Annotated in this window: 17 protein-coding genes; all 17 read left to right on the top strand. The window is 45.6% G+C overall.

The features are described from left to right. Nucleotides 1-4: 4 nt before the first annotated feature. From rfbB to G6047_RS15825, 17 genes are read left to right on the top strand one after another with little or no spacing between them, the layout of a single operon-like run. Entirely contained in the window at nucleotides 5-1,054 is a 1,050-nt protein-coding gene (gene rfbB, locus G6047_RS15905; protein ID WP_169528612.1) for a dTDP-glucose 4,6-dehydratase, read from the top strand. Next, the gene (locus G6047_RS15900; protein WP_169528611.1) at nucleotides 1,055-1,420 is read left to right on the top strand and encodes an EamA family transporter; all 366 of its coding nucleotides are present in this window, start codon (nucleotides 1,055-1,057) and stop codon (nucleotides 1,418-1,420) included. A gap of 1 nt (nucleotide 1,421) precedes the next feature. Further along, a complete protein-coding gene (locus G6047_RS15895) occupies nucleotides 1,422-3,263 on the top strand; it encodes a DCC1-like thiol-disulfide oxidoreductase family protein (RefSeq protein WP_169528610.1) in 1,842 nt (613 codons plus the stop codon). Beyond that, entirely contained in the window at nucleotides 3,260-4,096 is an 837-nt protein-coding gene (locus tag G6047_RS15890) for an NAD-dependent epimerase/dehydratase family protein (RefSeq protein ID WP_169528609.1), read from the top strand. The genes G6047_RS15895 and G6047_RS15890 overlap by 4 nt, the downstream gene beginning before the upstream one ends. Then, a complete protein-coding gene (locus G6047_RS15885; RefSeq protein WP_169528608.1) occupies nucleotides 4,075-5,052 on the top strand; it encodes an ATP-grasp domain-containing protein in 978 nt (325 codons plus the stop codon). The genes G6047_RS15890 and G6047_RS15885 overlap by 22 nt, the downstream gene beginning before the upstream one ends. 1 nt (nucleotide 5,053) lies before the next feature. Beyond that, the gene (locus G6047_RS15880; RefSeq protein WP_169528607.1) at nucleotides 5,054-5,686 is read left to right on the top strand and encodes an HAD family hydrolase; all 633 of its coding nucleotides are present in this window, start codon (nucleotides 5,054-5,056) and stop codon (nucleotides 5,684-5,686) included. Then, on the top strand, nucleotides 5,686-6,627 hold the full coding sequence (locus G6047_RS15875; RefSeq protein ID WP_169528606.1) for a glycosyltransferase family 2 protein: 942 nt from the start codon (nucleotides 5,686-5,688) through the stop codon (nucleotides 6,625-6,627). Before G6047_RS15880 ends, G6047_RS15875 begins: the two co-directional genes overlap by 1 nt. After that, nucleotides 6,624-7,253 (top strand): acetyltransferase, encoded by a 630-nt coding sequence (locus G6047_RS15870; RefSeq protein WP_169528605.1) that lies wholly within the window; start codon nucleotides 6,624-6,626, stop codon nucleotides 7,251-7,253. Before G6047_RS15875 ends, G6047_RS15870 begins: the two co-directional genes overlap by 4 nt. 37 nt (nucleotides 7,254-7,290) lie before the next feature. Continuing rightward, entirely contained in the window at nucleotides 7,291-8,835 is a 1,545-nt protein-coding gene (locus G6047_RS15865; protein ID WP_169528604.1) for a glycosyltransferase family protein, read from the top strand. Next, nucleotides 8,819-9,949 carry a dTDP-4-amino-4,6-dideoxygalactose transaminase gene (gene rffA / locus G6047_RS15860; RefSeq protein WP_169528603.1) on the top strand — a complete coding sequence of 377 codons (1,131 nt, stop codon included), beginning with the start codon at nucleotides 8,819-8,821 and terminating at the stop codon, nucleotides 9,947-9,949. Before G6047_RS15865 ends, rffA begins: the two co-directional genes overlap by 17 nt. 10 nt (nucleotides 9,950-9,959) lie before the next feature. Beyond that, nucleotides 9,960-11,465: a lipopolysaccharide biosynthesis protein gene (locus G6047_RS15855; protein ID WP_169528602.1), complete on the top strand. Its 1,506-nt coding sequence runs from the start codon at nucleotides 9,960-9,962 to the stop codon at nucleotides 11,463-11,465. A 1-nt stretch (nucleotide 11,466) separates the two neighbouring features. Beyond that, the gene (locus G6047_RS15850; RefSeq protein ID WP_169528601.1) at nucleotides 11,467-12,747 is read left to right on the top strand and encodes a hypothetical protein; all 1,281 of its coding nucleotides are present in this window, start codon (nucleotides 11,467-11,469) and stop codon (nucleotides 12,745-12,747) included. Beyond that, nucleotides 12,747-13,733 (top strand): polysaccharide pyruvyl transferase family protein, encoded by a 987-nt coding sequence (locus tag G6047_RS15845; protein WP_169528600.1) that lies wholly within the window; start codon nucleotides 12,747-12,749, stop codon nucleotides 13,731-13,733. The genes G6047_RS15850 and G6047_RS15845 overlap by 1 nt, the downstream gene beginning before the upstream one ends. Then, nucleotides 13,726-14,802 (top strand): acyltransferase family protein, encoded by a 1,077-nt coding sequence (locus G6047_RS15840; protein WP_169528599.1) that lies wholly within the window; start codon nucleotides 13,726-13,728, stop codon nucleotides 14,800-14,802. The genes G6047_RS15845 and G6047_RS15840 overlap by 8 nt, the downstream gene beginning before the upstream one ends. A 3-nt stretch (nucleotides 14,803-14,805) precedes the next feature. Next, entirely contained in the window at nucleotides 14,806-15,924 is a 1,119-nt protein-coding gene (gene wecB, locus G6047_RS15835) for a non-hydrolyzing UDP-N-acetylglucosamine 2-epimerase (RefSeq protein WP_169528598.1), read from the top strand. Continuing rightward, the gene (locus tag G6047_RS15830) at nucleotides 15,921-16,646 is read left to right on the top strand and encodes a glycosyltransferase family 32 protein (RefSeq protein ID WP_169528597.1); all 726 of its coding nucleotides are present in this window, start codon (nucleotides 15,921-15,923) and stop codon (nucleotides 16,644-16,646) included. Before wecB ends, G6047_RS15830 begins: the two co-directional genes overlap by 4 nt. Further along, nucleotides 16,646-17,773 (top strand): glycosyltransferase family 4 protein, encoded by a 1,128-nt coding sequence (locus tag G6047_RS15825; protein ID WP_169528596.1) that lies wholly within the window; start codon nucleotides 16,646-16,648, stop codon nucleotides 17,771-17,773. The genes G6047_RS15830 and G6047_RS15825 overlap by 1 nt, the downstream gene beginning before the upstream one ends. Nucleotides 17,774-17,814 lie beyond the last annotated feature (41 nt).

Genomic DNA, 17,814 nt, shown 5'->3' with positions numbered 1-17,814 from the left:
ACACATGAAAAATATTCTCATTACCGGAGGTGCAGGATTCATTGGGTCACATGTAGTGCGCCGATTTGTACAAAATTATCCTCAGTATCAAATCTTCAATCTCGATGCACTCACGTATGCGGGCAACCTCGAGAATATTTCAGATATCGAGAACGAACCGAATTATACCTTCGTCAAAGGAGATATCACCAATGAGGTTTTTATAAACGATTTATTCGACAAGCATCAATTCGACGGCGTTTTGCATCTGGCCGCCGAATCACATGTGGACCGTTCCATTACAGATCCGCTGGCATTTTTGAAGACGAATATCTTCGGGACCGTCAACCTGCTCAATGCAGCCAAAAGGATTTGGAAGGATGCTTCAGATAACAAAAGATTCTACCATATTTCCACCGACGAAGTTTACGGAAGCCTTGGAGCCGAAGGACTTTTCACCGAAACCACGGCCTACGACCCGAATTCTCCGTATTCCGCTTCTAAAGCCGGCTCGGATCATTTCGTGCGCGCTTACGGGGAAACCTACGGATTGCCTTATGTGCTGACCAATTGTTCGAACAATTACGGTCCGAACCATTTTCCGGAAAAACTGATTCCGCTGTTCATCAACAACATCATCAATAACAAACCACTTCCTGTTTACGGAGACGGAAAATATACACGCGACTGGCTGTTCGTAGAAGACCACGCACGTGCCATCGACCTGGTTTTCCATGAAGGAAAGAATCACGAGACGTACAACATTGGCGGTTTCAACGAATGGCAGAACATCGACCTCGTCAAATTGCTTTGTTCCATTATGGACGATAAGCTCGGACGTCCAACAGGCACATCGGAACAACTGATCGCTTACGTAAAAGACCGTCCGGGACATGATTTGCGGTATGCCATCGATGCAACCAAAATCAACAAAGAACTCGGTTGGAGCCCGTCGGTTACCTTCGAACAGGGACTTGAAAAAACCATCGATTGGTATCTGTCGAATGAGGAATGGCTCAGGAATGTAACTTCCGGACAATACCAACAATACTACGAAAAACAGTACCAACACTAAATGAATCCGTACGTCTACATATTCTCGACGATCGCCTTTACGGTTTACGGACAAATCATTCTCAAATGGCGGCTCAGCCAACTTGGAAGCCTGCCCGACGGAATGATGCAAAAAATCACGTTCCTGTTCAAGGCGGTATTCGACCCGTATATTTTTTCGGGATTTGCATCGGCGTTCGCGGCATCGTTTTGCTGGATGGCGGCCATGACGCATTTCGAGATCACAAAAGCGTATCCGTTCATGAGCCTTGCGCCTGCACTTGTTTTTATAATCGGAGTCCTCTTTCTGGGCGAGACGTTTACCATCGGCAAAGTCATCGGGCTTGGGCTGATCATACTCGGAACCATCGTAACCGTAAAATGGTAATATGAAGATCCGGACAGCGATAGCAGGAATTTTCAACACCAAAGTCGATGCTGTCGGGCTGTCGGTTTTTCGAATGCTTTACAGCGTGATGCTGATGGGTGAAATCACCGGATTGTATCGCTTTCGCCACATCATCTTTGACCGCGATCCGTTCGTTAACGCTGGGGAAATCGACTTTGGTTTCATCTATTTGTTCTGGATGATTTCGCTCCTTGCATTGTTTTTTGGTTTTAAGACACGGCTTGCGGCATTGATCAATTTTATTTTCGGCGTCATTATTTTTGGATCGGCGCTAAAGTTCGAATACCATATTTACTATTCCTACCTCGGTGTCAATTTCCTGTTGCCGTTCCTTCCGTTATCGCGTGTTTTTTCTATCGACAGCCTCATTGAAAAAGTTCGGTATACCTACATCGGCCGACACTTCAAACCGGACAGGACCGTTTTGGAAGTCAATTACCTCCTTCCTGTGTTTGCCGGAATCGGTTTGGTATACTTCGATTCGATTTTCCTCAAGCTCGACAACAACCTGTGGACATCGGGAATGGGCGTATGGCTTCCTACGAGCATTCCGCCTGTTGCATGGCACGACATGACTTTTTTGCTGAACCAGGAATGGCTCATGTATTTCCTCGGTTACTTTGTCCTCGCATTTGAAACCGTATTTATTTTCCTGTTCTGGTTCAGGAAATGGCGTATTCCATTGATGCTGATCGGGATATTTTTCCACATCGGAATCTTCGTTTGCTATCCGATACCGTATTTTGCCCTGACGTATGTGGTGCTTTATTTATTGTTGCTGCCGCCGTCGTTCTGGCTCTGGATTTCCAAATCGGTCAAATCCCAAAAACAGGTTTACACGTTTTACTATGATGCTGAATGCCCGCTTTGCAACAAAGTGGTCGTCGTCATCAGGCATCTCGATGTTTTCAACAGAGTCAAATGTCTGACGGTACAGGGAAATTACCAAAATGATCCCGCTGTAAAACACCTCGATGAAGAAACCCTGTTCATCAATATCCACGGTGTAACCGAATCCGGAAAAGTACGTGTCGGTTTCTGGGCTTATGTGGAATTGTTCAAGGCGATTGGTTACACGTTTCCGCTTGGGTTGCTGATCTCACTTCCGGGAATATCGGCCATCGGCAAAAAAGTCTACGCTTACATTGCAGGTGAACGATTGACGGTTAGATGCACTTCTGAGAATTGTTCCATTCCGGTTATCTCTGAACCTGTTTCAGAAACGACCGATATTTTAGTGTCAGGCTGGAATCGGTTGGCCATTACCCAAAAATTCTGGAAATGGCTCATTGCGTTGTTCTTTATTTTCCAATGTTTGCTGATTGCACGGGTCGTTCCATCCGTGATTTCAGATATCACCACAAAATATTTAGGGCTGACACGACACACCGTATTTCTCGATTTTCATTTTGAAGGATACAACCACGAAATAAAAGTGATGTATGTAAGCCAGGACGGCAAAGAAATCCTGGTTCCGGTAATCAATGAAGACGGAACGCCTGGCGATTATTCCATGGGGCCGACGTGGCGCAACATTTCATTCGACGTGATTTCCCAAGTCCTTAAACCGGCCAAATTCGAAACCCGTATAAAGCCGTATCTGTTGTATTTTCTTGACGAACATGGCATCAACGCAGATGGTGCGAAATTCAGGTACTACATCAAGGAACTGGACACCCCTAAACTTTGGGAAAAGGATTTTCTGCACAAGCAGATGGAGAAACCATGGGTTCCGGCCGGTGAAAGCACGTTTGAAAAAAAGACGGCCGTTTTCACTTGGAATGCCCACATGCAACAGGTTTTTGAAAACGAAGCCAGATGAAAGTCCTGATTACGGGAATATCCGGTTTTCTCGGAAGTCATCTGGAGACGGCTCTTTCAAATGAGTTTGATGTCGTCGGATTATATCATTCAAAACCTGCATCCGGATTTGGAATTCCAATGTTTTCTAATCTGTCGGAAATCCCAACTGATGTAGATGCCGTCGTGATGTGCCACGCAGCGGTTTCATCAGGCACACATAAGGCAGATTCCAAATTTCTTTTTGAGGCGAATGTGGAACGGACACAGGAAATCGTATCTGCATTTCCCGATGCTTTTTTGGTGTATGTTTCCACGGTCGGTGTTTTTGGAAATACTGATTTCGTGATCGATGAAGCATCTGCCGTGAATCCGCAATCTGAATATACCGCTTCAAAATTAGAAGGGGAAACTAGTGTCCGGTCGGCAAAACAACAAGTAATCCTAAGGCTTTCGTCACTTTACGGACAACGGATGAAAGAAAATACGCTGATTCCGAATTACATCAACCAGGCACTTCAAAACGGTAAAATAGAAGTCTGGGGAAATGGTTCGCGTTTGCAGAATTATATTTTTGTGGACGATGTGTGCGCGTTGATCCGGCAAATGCTTATTTCACGTCCGGTTTCATCGATTCCTTTCCTGGGTGTTTCTGACAGAGAATATTCCAATCTGGAAATCGCCCAAAAAATTGCGGAACTGACCCATGCGAAAATTGAATTTGTGAACACCGATTCGTCACCATCCATACGATTTGATAATGCCTTAACGCGGAAAGCCGTAAATTGGCAGCCGGAAACCACCATAGAACAAGGCCTTCGGGCATATATTGCATGGAAGAAAAAACAGTCTTAGTTACCGGAACCGGAGGAAATGTGGGGCAGGGCGTGTTGCGCAACATCAGGTCTCTGGGCCGGAATATCCGGATCGTAGGCACCGATATCTCTGCATTCACGGCCGGAAATCATTTGTGCGATGTCACTTACGCCGTTCCGTATTCGTATGATCCCGATTATATTCCGGTGGTTGCGGAAATCGCCGAAAAGGAAAATGTCGACCTCATTATCCCAACTACAGATTATGAAGTTTTCTATCTATCTGAGAACAAAAATCATTTTAAGGCACAAGTCGCCGCGAGTGAAGCAACGACAGCAAAAAAATACCTCGATAAATACCTGACATACGAGTATCACGCACAACACGGAATTCCGTTCGCCAAATCGTGGTTGCCCAAAGATTACGACGGTTCGCAGCAAGATATCATACTCAAGCCGCGTGAAGGAAGAGGATCGAGGGGAATTGTCATCAATCCGTTTCACCCAAAAGAATTCGGGGACGGTTACATGGTACAGCCACTCCACAAAGGGCGCGAAATCACGACGGCTTTTTATGTGACTAAAGACGGTGAGCTTCATGGCTTGTTTACCATGGAACGCGAGCTTTCGAACGGTGCGACCCAAAAATCAAAAGTGGTGACTGAATTCGATGCAGAAGTCAGGGAAATCCTGCTTAAAATGATCGCTGTCGGCGGATTATACGGAAGTTTAAACTTGCAAAGCATCGTCACCGAACAAGGTGAAATTGTGCCCTTTGAAGTCAATTGCCGTATTTCCGGAACCAATTCCATACGGCACAACCTTGGTTTCCAGGACGTGAAATATACCATTCAGGAATATCTGTACGACGAAAAACCAGATACGCCGAACCCACAAAACGGCATAGCGATCCGCCTGCTTTACGACATCATTTACCCGGGTGCCACAAGCGAATCCGATCTCAATAACAACCAATCCGGCCACGTGGTCTATTAGCATGAAATATCTGTTGCTCGATGTAGCCGGAACGCTGTTGCACAAGCCGGTTTTTTATGAAAAGGTCCACGAGGTATTGAACGGATTCGGATATGAAGTTCCTTTGGAAACGCTCAAATTACGCCACAAGACGTTGTCCGAAGCCATATTTTTCCCAGACAGGACAAGCGCCGATTTTTACCGGACGTTCAATGCGGAGTTCATGTATTCGCTCGGGATCGTGCCGTCTGACCTGATGCTCGAAACACTTTTTACGAGCTGTTCGTATTTGCCTTGGGAGAAATTCGAAGACACTAAAATCCTTGAAACGCTTAATTGTCCAATCGGCATCATTTCCAATTTCAATTCGACGCTCAAAGACAAATTGAAGTCTTTTTTTCATGTGGAATTCAAAGACATCCTGGTGTCTGAAGAACTTGGTGTGGCAAAACCAAAAGCTGCTTTTTATCAGGCAGCAATCGACAGGATCGGTCTAGAGCCTAAAGATATACTCTATGTGGGCGATTCGGTCAAACTCGATCTGGAACCCGCACACAAACTCGGGATCAATGCTTTTTTGATTGACCGTGACAATTATTTTCCAGCCCAGCCGTCGCGTTTGGGCTCGCTGTCGGAACTAAAAAAATTCGTGTGATGCGCAAAAAACTATCGCTTGCCGTACCGGTTTATTATGAGCAGGAAGTCATACTTCAGTTTCTAAAGGAGACAAAAGAAGTCCTCGATACGCTTCCGGTTGATTACGAATATGTTTTTGTGGACGATGGCAGCAAAGACAAAACCGTCGAAATCATAAAGGAACAGGCGAAGACCAACGACAAAATCAAAATGGTCGTACTGTCTTACAATCACGGAAAAGCATTTGCGGCTACTGCGGCTTTTACCCATGCTTCAGGCGATTATATTTTGTATATGGACCCGGATTTACAGGATCCGCCTCATGAAATTCCTGTATTTTTTGAAAAGATCCAGCAAGGCTATGACTTGGTTTGGGGCATCCGGCGCGAAAAGAAAGACAAGTTCATCAACAGATTGTACTCGCGAGTTTTTTGGGGAACGCTGAACAAATACACGGGCCTCGAAATACCGAAGGGCATTGCCGTGATGCGCATGTTCACCCGTGAATTCGCCGATAATCTACTGTCGTATAAAGAGACCAACCGTTTCGTAGAAGGCCTTTTCATGAAGGTCGGGATGAACTACACCACCATAGAAATCGACCAACGCGAACGTTTCGCCGGTGTTTCCAAATTCAATTTCAAACGCAAGATGCAATTGGCTTTCGACGCTATTTTCGATTTTTCGGAATTACCGCTCAAATTTGCAGTAAGATTGGGCTTTTTCCTGATTCTGGGCGGGCTGGTCGGTTTGGTTGCGCTTGTCATCGCGAGGCTTTTCTTTATCGATTACCAGGCAGGCTGGCCGTCTCTCGTGGCTTTGATCGTAATGGGTTTCGGGCTTCAGTTGTTCTTTCTCGGCATCGTCTCGATTTACATTGGGCGTATGTACCGCGAAACCAAAAACCGTCCGTTGTTTTCGGTCAAGGAATATGTGAACCTTGGTAAAAAGGAATCATGAAAACGCTGGCTATTATTGGCGCAGGTCATTTGGGTCAGCAAATCGCCCATTATGCCATAAGCGATAAACACTACGATTCCGTTGTTTTTTTTGACGATGTGACTACCGAAAAAATGGTTTCGGGTTATCCTGTTTTAGGAAATACAGATACCGTTTCCGAAGCTTTTTCCGATGGCCTTTTCGATGAAATCCTGATTGGGATCGGTTACAAACACCTCGACGCCCGAAAAGCTGTTTTTGAAAAGTTCGATGGCAAAGTGCCGTTTGGCAAAATCATCCATTCCTCTGTGATTCTTGATGTTGATGCGACAGTAAATCCGGGCTGTGTGATTTATCCGGGTTGCCTTATCGATGCAAAAGCTGTCATTTCAGAAAATACGGTGCTTAATGTCAGTTGTACCATCGCACACGATACGGTCATCGGGAATCATTGCTTTTTATCGCCCCGTGTTGCCATTGCCGGTTTCGTAAACGTTGGGGAAAGATGCGTCATTGGTATAAATGCAACCCTGATCGACAATATTTCCATTGTTGAAAAAACGCAGATCGGAGCCGGAACCGTCGTCATAAAATCTATAGAAACAGCCGGATTGTACGTTGGCAATCCGCATCGTCTGGTCAGATAACCGAGTTACGCTTTAAAGGTTGTACTTTTAACCGCAAATGAACAAAACCACTAAACAATACCTGATTACATTCGCGGTGACAGCGGTGGTCCATGCGTTTTGTTTCGGTTTTTTCAACATCTTCTACAATACCAACGACGATGTCGGCATGGCGCTTATCGCCAAAGGGTATTTCACCGGATCGCCCGAAGAGCACCTGGTTTTTATCAATACGGTCTGGGGTTATCTGTTGAAATTCCTGTATCAGACTTTCCCGAAATGGGAATGGTATAGCCTTTTGCTCACAGGCGTACAATTTTTTTCCATCGCGGCCATTGCACGTATCCTCCATGGACGTGCAACGTTACTTTCACGGGCCGCTTTTTGGATGGCGGCTGTGTTTTTTATCGTCAACCTTCAGTTTACGCATGTGGCTTATTTGGCGTTATCGGCTGGATTGCTCATTTTGTTTACACGGACAAAACAAGCTCCGTGGTGGCAATTCGGAGTTGGTGTCGGCTTTGTTTTCATCGCTTTTTTATTGCGGATCGATGCCATTGCGACGGGTATTTTCATCAGCCTACCTTTCTTGCTACGCAAAGACAAACGGTATATTTTAGCTGCGGCAAGTCTTTTTGTGTTGTGCGCCGTTTCGTTTTGGATACACCTGAAATCTTACGACAGTCCTTCATGGCGGTATTTCCAGGAATACAATCTGGTCCGGGGCGCGCTCAACGACAATCCGAACATAGCTGATTTCTCCAACGATGCAAAAGCCCTCAAAAGAGCAGGAGTGACGTCTGACGAACTTGAGATTTTCAACAATTCAACGCCGCCGCGGCATTTTGATCTGGAACTTCTGAAGAAAATATACAGTGAGGTAAAACTTCCGACTGCCGCAAGATATATCAAGACCTTATTTTTGTCATACAACGCCTTGTTGGTTTTTATCGCCTTGGCATTGGTCGCGTTTTACAATCGGAGCCAGTACAATAAAGTCAAGATCGCGTTGATTCTTTTCAGTTTGATCGTTCTGGCCATTTGCCTCAATCATTATCCCAAAGACCGCGTCCTGATTGATTTATTGTTCTTGGTTTTTTTATTCTCATTAGTGTCTTCACGAGGGTTTTCTAAGAAGCCGTTGCAGCTATCGTCCATATTGTTGTTATTGTTCTTTGGCGTGTCTTCTGTGCTTTTTCTGGCCAAAGTGAATCCGAAGCTCGAATTTACGCAGCCACCCCAAAATAACACTATACCTTTGTATTCGAATTACCGCACGTATTTTGGCCGTGTGAAACCTTTCGATATGCCACAGAATTCAGATAATAAAATAATGGCCGCATCATGGCTGGTGGATTCCCAGGTTCAAATCGATCAATATGAAAAGGCTGGCGTCCAGGTGAAGCAACATTTTTCGCCTATGGAAAATCCGGAAATATATGGGAAGTTCCTGTTTTTGGCCGATACGACTTCCGGCAGCAGGAATTTTGTCGATGGCCCGATGAAACGCTATCTGCAGACCCAAAAATTACAAGTACACAAGCTCACAACCAAAGACGCATTTATCTTATACCACATCACCGCAAATGATACCGTTCAATAAACCGCACCTCACCGGAAAAGAAACCCATTACATCTACGATGCCGTAAGCACAGGGAAAATTTCGGGCAATGGCAAATACACCAAATTGTGTCAGGAATTTTTCGAGAAAAAATACGGTTTCCTCAAATGCCTTATGACCACTTCGTGTACCGATGCATTGGAAATGGCCGCAATCCTTATCAACATTGAGCCCGGAGATGAGGTCATCATGCCGTCTTACACGTTTGTAAGTACATCGAATGCCTTTATACTTCGCGGGGCTGTGATAAAATTCGCCGATTCCGAAGTTGGAAACCCAAACCTCGACGTTTCCAAAATCCAAAGGTTGATCACCGATAAGACCAAGGCCATCGTTCCGGTACATTACGCCGGCGTGGCTTGTGACATGGACGCAATCATGGATCTGGCGACCAAATACAACCTATTCGTGGTCGAAGATGCAGCCCAGGCCATCGACAGTTTTTACACCGGACGCGACGGAAAGAAACGCGCGTTGGGATCAATCGGTCATTTGGCGGCGTTTTCGTTCCATGAAACCAAAAATATCATTGCGGGCGAAGGTGGAATGCTGGCCATAAACGATCCGCAATTTGTACAGCGGGCCGAGATTATCTGGGAAAAAGGCACCAACAGATCGTCGTTCTTTCGTGGTGAAGTCGATAAATACGGTTGGGTCGATATGGGAAGCTCGTTCCTTCCGAGTGAAATCATCAGCGCTTTTTTGTGGGCGCAGTTGGAAGAACTCGATGATATTCAGGCGCGTCGTAAAGCTATCTGGAACCAATATCAGCAAGGACTTTCAGATTGGGGCAATGCAAATGGAATCCGTCTTCCGGAAATTCCGTCTTATGCCACCAATAATGCGCATATGTTTTATCTGGTCTGCAACAATCCCGAAGTGAGATCGGAACTGATCCAAAAAATGAAAAATCAGGACATTCATCCGGTATTCCATTACCTGAGCCTGCACAAAAGCCCATTTTATGCAGAAAAGCACCATGGAGCTGAACTCGCGCAATCAGATCGATACAGCGATTGCCTGGTACGCCTTCCGTTTTATTATGATTTGACCGATGCCGAACTGGAAGGCATCATCAAAGCGCTACGGTCTTAATCTACAGCAAATGAGCCAACTCAAAAAAGGCGCAATCCTTTCTTATGTCACCATTATCCTGACCAACGGGATTGGGATTGTCCTGACGCCTTTCATGATTTCGCGACTGGGCGACTCGGAATATGGCTTGTATACGCTTATCGGAGCTACGGTAGGTTACATCAGCGTGCTCGACCTAGGGCTCAACAACACCATAATACGGTTTACGGCGAAATACCGGGCACTTGACGATAAGGCGGGAGAGGAGAATTTCCTGGCGACCACCATGCTTATTTATTTGGCCATATCGGCCATATCAGTCATCTTGGGAATTTGCCTGTACTTCAACCTTGAATCGGTTTTTGACAAACTGACGCAGGTCGAATTGGAAAAGGCACGCATCATGTTCGTGATCCTGATATTCAATCTGGCCATAACGTTGCCCGGAAACGCATTCCAGGCTATTTGTTCGGCTTATGAACATTTTGTGTTTCCACGTGCGCTCAATATTGTCCGGTATGTTGTGCGATCCATAATGCTGGTAGCCATACTGTTGCTTCATGGTGATTCCGTTTCTATCGTAATTCTCGATACAATCGTGAACATTTCCGTTATCGGGCTTACGGCTTTTTACGTTTTCAGCAAACTGAAGGCACGGTTCCGATTGCATTCGTTTGAAAGACAGCTCATCCGGCAAATATTCAGTTACTCCATCTGGATTTTTATTTTCGCCATGGTCGCCCAGTTCCAGTGGAAGGCGGGACAGATCATAGTCGGGTCTATTTCAGGTACGCTTCCGGTTGCGGTATATGGGAACGGAATTTTGCTCGGTACCTACTACGGTGCTTTTTCGACGGCCATTTCAAGTGTTTTCCTTCCGAGGGCGACTTCCATGACCGTCAAGAATGCCACATCGGAAGAACTGACGACCATGATGATCCGGATTGGCCGTTTCTCTCTTTTATCGCTTTTGCTGATCCTTGGCGGCTTTTTGCTTTACGGCCAGCAATTCATACTGCTTTGGGTGGGGCCGGTGTATCATGAAGCCTGGGCGATCGCGCTCATCGTTATGTTTTCGTACACGATGCCGCTGGTACAGTCGTTCGCGAATTCCATGCTTGAGGCGAGAGGTAAATTTTCGTTTAAAGCCATCACATATATTTCGTTGATTGGTCTCGGAACCGTTTTCGGAACCTGGCTGTATTATCGCATGGGACTTATCGGCCTGATTCTGGGATCGACTTCCGGATGGGTTTTGAGCCAGGTCATCATGAACTTTTATTTCGACCGCGTACTCAAACTCGATATTTTACGATTTTTTAAAGAACTGCTTCAAGGCTTGCTGCCAGTGTTCCTCGTGGTGTTATTACTCGGATATCTGGTCAATATGATTCCGGGCAATGGGTGGCTCAACCTGTGTTTGAAGATTTTTGTGTTTCTTTGCATCTTCATAATCATGATGGGGCGTTTGGGCCTCCATGCATCGGAAAGGCAAACCTTGACAGGCATGTTGCCGGGTTTCCTGAGAAAGCGCTAAAATGGTCACAGTAAAAGGCATCAATTATTCTTCTGACGGTAAAACAATAACGTATGATTACGACGTTTCTGCCGCTGTTTCCAAATATTTCACATCTGAAAAACTATTTGTTTCTTTTGATGCAGATGTGTCTCAGGTTCCCCAAAGCATTGCCATAGTCCCATTGCTTTCCAACCTGATGCCCATTGCGTGGTTTGCAGGTTTTGACGTGGTTGTGGATGAAGTCGATGCTGATTTCTCTGACGCCCTGAAACAGTTGAAGCTCGAATGGCAAAAGCATTATCCGTTTGTTGCCGATAAAAAATCAAAACTCATCGCTTCCAATATCGTCCCGAATAAAATTGACGGTACTAAATCGGCCATGTTGTTCAGCGGCGGTGTTGATGCTTTTGCGACGTATTTCAGGCATTATGACGAAACGCCGGATTTGATTACGATTCAAGGCGCCGACATCGAACTCACCGACACAAAGCAGTGGAACGACGTAAAAAGCTTCAACCAAAACGAACCGATTCTAAAGCGGAATTCAAAGCATTACATCCAGACCAATTTTCAAAAGTTCTATACCTACAAGGTCGATTACTTATTGCCGAACCTGGGTTGGTGGGCAAACGTCCAGCACGGAATGGCGCTTATCGGTATTACGGCTCCACTCAGTTGGGTGGAAAAATACAACACGGTCTATATCGCTTCGACGCGTTCCGAACACATGGAATTCAACGCCTGGGGTTCGATGCCGGAAATCGACAACGAAATCAAATGGGCCGGCCTTAAAGTAATCCACGATGGTTTTGAACTCAGGCGGCAGGATAAGGTCGATGCCATTGTGGAAGCGGTACAGAAAATAGGTACAGAAACCACAATCCGCGTCTGTTATTCGGAATTCAAGGCCGATGCGCTCAATTGTTCGGAATGCGAGAAATGCATCCGGACGATTTTCGGGGTCATGGTTTCGGGCGATAATCCAAACCGTTACGGATTCAAGGCGGACGGTTCTGTTTACGATAAAATAGTCACGACGCTGAACCGAGGGTTCAAATCGCGAGGTAACCAGTTTTTTTGGGAGGAGATTTCAGATAAGGCGAAAGTTGCCGATACGATATTTTCTTTCACAGAAGATGCATCGGAACAAACCAAACGGCAAAAAGCGCTTGAGGTCATCGGCTTTGCCATAAAACAACCGTTACTTAAACCATCGCGCATCAAAAAATTAAAATACGCATTCATCCAAAGTTACCCTGGCTTATTCAGAACCTACCTCAATTTGAGACGAAAAATATAATGGACGACAACATGAAATTCGGATTGCTTAGTTACGACGAGAACAAACGTTTTTTTAACGTAGGAGACAACGTTCAGAGTCTTGCCGCCAAACAGTATTTGCCAAAAGTGGATACGTATATCAACCGCGAGAAAATGGCCGATTACCACGGCGGGCCTACCAAGGTCATCATGAACGGCTGGTTTACGCACAACATCCACAATTGGGTTCCGACCGAAGACATCGATCCGTTGTTCGTTTCGTTCCACATCAACAATACGGCGGCTCCGGCCATGCTCAGTGAAAAGGGAATTGCCTATTTAAAGAAGCATGAGCCAATAGGTTGCCGCGACCAGTTTTCTGCCGATACGCTTAAAGCAAAAGGAATCGACGCGTATTTTTCAGGCTGCCTGACGTTGACGCTCGATACCTATAAAGTCGATGATTCCGAAAGAGGAAACGACATTTACGTTGTAGATCCACTATACAGTTACCCGACGTTTGAAAAAGTGACGTATGACTACAAACGTTTCCTTCGTGCCGTGCAGAATGGTGATGTTTTCAAACTCGGAAAACAGAAAAAACACATCCGTAATTTCATTGATGACGCTTTACTCAAAGAAGCCAAATTCGTCAATCAGGAACCGCCTGCGGGCAAATATTCCGATGACGAGAAATTCGCGATGGCCGAGGATCTTCTGAATAAATATGCGCGTGCCAAACTGGTCATCACTTCCCGCATCCATTGCGCTTTGCCTTGTCTTGCCATGGGAACGCCGGTGATTTTCGTGAACGGATTCGATAAATTCGTCGATTCGTGCCGTTTCGATGGAATCCTGGAATTGTTCAACCGTATCGATTTCAATGTCGAAACGGGCGAATACACCTCCAACTTTGGGCTCGAAGGCAAAATCACCAAAGATACGATGGTCAAGAACCTTGGAAAGCACCACGCACTTGCCGAGCCTATGAAAGCTACGTGCCGCCAATTCATATCGAATGGATAAGCGGCTCAGCATAAAGCTGTCTGCACTCACGTTTTTTTTCCTGTGCATCGTCGTGCTAAGCCACGCCCAGAACATCTTTGCCGGAAAGCCGGGTTTACACGACCAGGTTTGGTTCGTCGAATCGTTTCTGTCGAACAAACTGGTCAAGATTTCGGTGCCGATGTTTGCCTTTATTTCAGGTTATCTGTTTTTCTTCGGATGGAATGCAGAACAAACCTTCGATACGGCAGCGTTTAAGAAAAAGATAGGCAAGCGTATGCGAACCGTATTGCTTCCATACGTTTTCTGGTGCACGTTCTGGTTTTTGTTTATATACGTCTTACAGATGCTTCCCGGAACGTCCAAATTCTTTTCGAGCCCGTTGTATAAAATGAGCGTGTTCGACCAGATAAAGAACTGGATCATCGAACCCGTCAATTATCCATTCTGGTATATGCGCGAATTGGTTTTTATGATTTTGATTTCGCCTTTGGTTTTCGTTTGGGTCAAATATCTCAAGGTTTTCGGTCTGATTATAATCTACATCATCGCGCTGTTTTCTAAAAACATCATTACGGTTTGGGACATCGATATGTTTAGATGGCATATGATTTTTTGTTTCACTTTCGGAACCTACTGCGCCGTAAACCGAAAGAATATGGTGTTACATTGGAGCGTCGCTGTCCAATATCTGCTGATTGTATTGACCGTGGCCGCATTTGTGTTGCTCACCTATCTCGAATATGCCCAGCCGCAGACAAGCCATACGTTTCCGGTGCGTACACTAGCCATTCTTTCGGCTCTTTTTGGCAGTCTTGCAGTTTGGACTGTTTACGACCGCATCGATTCCAAAAAACCGTTTACCTATCACAAATGGTACGATTACTCCTTTATTTTGTATGCCTGCCACGGTGTTCCGCTGGTTCTGCTCAATAAAGGGTTTGGTATTTTTACAGGCCAGAATCCGATACTGCTTCTCGTTTTTTATTTTGTATCGGCCATTTTGACTATTTTGGGCTGTATTGCATTCGGTTCGATCCTCAAAAAATATATTCCTACGTTTTACGCCATTGTTACGGGTAACCGATAAGCTATGAAAAGAATCCTCGTCTGTTTTGGAACCAGGCCCGAAGCCATAAAAATGTGTTCGCTTGTCCATGCTTTAAAATTGACCGATTTTGATGTCAAAGTCTGCGTCACGGCCCAACATCGCGAAATGCTCGACCAGGTTCTTGATTTTTTTGAGATCGTGCCCGATTATGATCTCAACATCATGAAACAGAACCAGTCGCTCAACGAACTCAGCGGCAGGATTTTCATTGCGATGGATGAAGTGCTTGTGGATTTTCAGCCAGATTTGGTTCTGGTTCACGGCGATACGACTACATCATCAGTTTGTGCCTGGGCTGCTTTCCACCGTGGGGTCAAATCAGGCCATGTCGAAGCGGGCTTACGGACGTACGACAAATACGCTCCGTTTCCGGAAGAAATCAACAGGCAGGTCACGGCAAGAGTCGCCGAATATCATTTTTCTCCGACAGATACGTCAAAGAACAATCTGCTGTCAGAACATATCAAGCCGGAAAATATCGTGGTTACCGGAAATACCGTCATCGATTCCTTAATCTGGACAGTCGGAAAACTCGATGCCGGATTTACGAATGATCGTATCGCGGAATTATCATCCAAAATAGATTCCGCCAAAAAAACAATACTCGTGACTGGTCACAGACGTGAGAATTTCGGCGATGGTTTTCTCAATATCTGTAAGGCGCTTGCCGAAATCGCGAAACGCCCTGATGTCGAGATCGTATTTCCAGTCCACCTCAATCCGAATGTACAGCAACCCGTGATGAGTCTTTTATCCGGTTACGACAATATCCATCTGACCGAACCGCTCGATTATCCGTCATTCGTATGGATGATGAAAAAAGCGCATATCATCATTACCGATTCCGGAGGCGTACAGGAAGAGGCACCATCGCTCGGAAAACCGGTACTCGTCATGCGCGAAACCACCGAAAGGCCGGAAGCTGTAGAAGCCGGAACCGTAAAACTAGTCGGCACCAATGCAGACGCTATCGCCAACGGCACTTTTGAATTGCTCGACAATCCGGCGGTTTATGATATTATGTCCAAAGCCTATAATCCGTATGGCGATGGAAAAGCCAATGAACGCATCGTTACCTTCATAAAACAACAGTTCGCATGATCCCGAAAATTATCCATTATTGCTGGTTCGGCCGAAATCCATTGCCAGCCCTGGCTGTGAAATGCCTCGATTCGTGGAAGAAATTCCTGCCGGAATATGAAATCCGTGAATGGAACGAAGATAATTTTCCGTTAGATGAATTCCGTTTCGCCAAAGAGGCACTCGAAAGCCGCAAGTTCGCTTTTGTAAGTGATGTGTGCAGATTGTGGGCGCTCAGGGAATTCGGGGGTGTCTACATGGATACCGATGTCGAAGTGCTCAAGCCGCTTGATGCATTCCTGCCGCTGGCCGCTTTTTCCGGTTTTGAAAACGATCATGTTGTCCCCACCGGAATTATGGCGAGTGAAAAAGGCGGGCAATGGGTCACGGAATTGCTGGCGTATTATAATGATCGGTCGTTTTTTTTAGCTGACGGATCTTTCGACGTCAAATCGAACACGCTTATCATTACAGACATGATGGTTGCCAAGGGTTTCGTGATGAACAATTCGTTCCAGGAAATCCCTGGCTATGTGACGTTTTACACCAACGATTATTTTTGCCCGAAGAGTTATAAAACGGGGCGCATCGAACGGACCAAAAATTCCCACACCATACATCATTTCGCCAAATCGTGGATCAAGCCTCATAAGAGGTGGCAGAATATTTTAAAGATGAAAGTCATGGCCGTCGTGGGATATGAAAATGTCCAGCCCATCATCGATTTCATAAAACGCCGCTGATGCGTATCGTGTATCTTACAGATCAGGTTTATCTGGCCGGTGGCGCCGAGAAAATACTTACCCAAAAGGTAAATTATTGGGCCGATGTGCTGGATTGCGACGTATTGCTCATCACCTCAGACCAACTCAAAAAGCTGCCTTTTTATAAGCTTAGTGAAAAGGTAAAGCACCACGATCTTGAAATGGGTTATCCGTCAGGGTCGTTGTATCATCCAAAGAACATTGGCAGGTTTAGGGAACAGTATCAGAAGCTTAAAGTTGCATTACAATCGTTTCAACCCGATGCTGTTTTTGTAGTCTCCCAACGCATCTTTCACAGCATCACGCCTTTCGCCGCAAAAGGATTTCCTACGTATTTTGAATACCACACCTCATGGTACGGATATAAGCTGACCAAAGAGCGATTGCCCCTGGCGTATCAAATAAAGGAAAAAGCAATACGCAAATGGTTGGATTTTGTCGAATCGAAATACACCCATATCGTTTACCTGAATCAATCGGAATTCGATTACTTCAAAAAGAAAAACGGGCTTATCATCCCGAATTTCTTCGACTATACCGAGCCACCTAAAAATGCAGTCCGTAAAAAAATCGCTGTTTCACTCGGTCGGCTGACTTTCCAGAAAGGATATGACCTGCTTATCGACACCTGGGCCGGGCTCGATGCTAAAGTGGAAGGTTGGGAAATGCATGTTTATGGAGAAGGAGAAGACAGGCAGAAGTTAGAGGCGCAACTGACACAGCATCAATTCCGGAATCCGTTCATATTCCAACCGGAGATAAGACACGTTGGGGAAAAGCTAGATGAAGCTGCTGTCTATGTGATGAGCTCGCGATTCGAGACATTTCCGATGGTATTGCTTGAAGCACTTTCACACGGATTGCCTGTGGTTTCATTCGATTGTCCTAGCGGGCCTTCGAGTATTTTGATTCCGGGCGAAGATTCAGTGCTGGCAGAACCAATGGATACAAAAGCGTTGGCATCGGCACTTATCACCGTGATGCAGGACGAAAACAAACGAGCCGTAATGAGTGAGAAAGCACTCGAAAACGTCAGGCGTTTCAGCCCGGAACACATCATGAAGCTTTGGTATGACCTGGTTCGGTCAAACAGTCGGGCAGTTTAAACTTTAATCCCTAATTTTGGCGCGGCTACAGCCTGACATAA

It is taken from the genome of Flavobacterium silvaticum (assembly GCF_012911565.1).
Lineage (GTDB): Bacteria > Bacteroidota > Bacteroidia > Flavobacteriales > Flavobacteriaceae > Flavobacterium > Flavobacterium silvaticum.
This window is presented reverse-complemented; position numbering and strand designations above follow the sequence as displayed.

Bases quoted from the DNA above. Each gene is read 5' to 3' on its own strand.
- rfbB (WP_169528612.1), top strand. From the start codon at position 5: ATGAAAAATATTCTCATTACCGGAGGTGCAGGATTCATTGGGTCACAT.
- G6047_RS15900 (WP_169528611.1), top strand. From the start codon at position 1,055: ATGAATCCGTACGTCTACATATTCTCGACGATCGCCTTTACGGTTTAC.
- G6047_RS15895 (WP_169528610.1), top strand. From the start codon at position 1,422: ATGAAGATCCGGACAGCGATAGCAGGAATTTTCAACACCAAAGTCGAT.
- G6047_RS15890 (WP_169528609.1), top strand. From the start codon at position 3,260: ATGAAAGTCCTGATTACGGGAATATCCGGTTTTCTCGGAAGTCATCTG.
- G6047_RS15885 (WP_169528608.1), top strand. From the start codon at position 4,075: ATGGAAGAAAAAACAGTCTTAGTTACCGGAACCGGAGGAAATGTGGGG.
- G6047_RS15880 (WP_169528607.1), top strand. From the start codon at position 5,054: ATGAAATATCTGTTGCTCGATGTAGCCGGAACGCTGTTGCACAAGCCG.
- G6047_RS15875 (WP_169528606.1), top strand. From the start codon at position 5,686: ATGCGCAAAAAACTATCGCTTGCCGTACCGGTTTATTATGAGCAGGAA.
- G6047_RS15870 (WP_169528605.1), top strand. From the start codon at position 6,624: ATGAAAACGCTGGCTATTATTGGCGCAGGTCATTTGGGTCAGCAAATC.
- G6047_RS15865 (WP_169528604.1), top strand. From the start codon at position 7,291: ATGAACAAAACCACTAAACAATACCTGATTACATTCGCGGTGACAGCG.
- rffA (WP_169528603.1), top strand. From the start codon at position 8,819: ATGATACCGTTCAATAAACCGCACCTCACCGGAAAAGAAACCCATTAC.
- G6047_RS15855 (WP_169528602.1), top strand. From the start codon at position 9,960: ATGAGCCAACTCAAAAAAGGCGCAATCCTTTCTTATGTCACCATTATC.
- G6047_RS15850 (WP_169528601.1), top strand. From the start codon at position 11,467: ATGGTCACAGTAAAAGGCATCAATTATTCTTCTGACGGTAAAACAATA.
- G6047_RS15845 (WP_169528600.1), top strand. From the start codon at position 12,747: ATGGACGACAACATGAAATTCGGATTGCTTAGTTACGACGAGAACAAA.
- G6047_RS15840 (WP_169528599.1), top strand. From the start codon at position 13,726: ATGGATAAGCGGCTCAGCATAAAGCTGTCTGCACTCACGTTTTTTTTC.
- wecB (WP_169528598.1), top strand. From the start codon at position 14,806: ATGAAAAGAATCCTCGTCTGTTTTGGAACCAGGCCCGAAGCCATAAAA.
- G6047_RS15830 (WP_169528597.1), top strand. From the start codon at position 15,921: ATGATCCCGAAAATTATCCATTATTGCTGGTTCGGCCGAAATCCATTG.
- G6047_RS15825 (WP_169528596.1), top strand. From the start codon at position 16,646: ATGCGTATCGTGTATCTTACAGATCAGGTTTATCTGGCCGGTGGCGCC.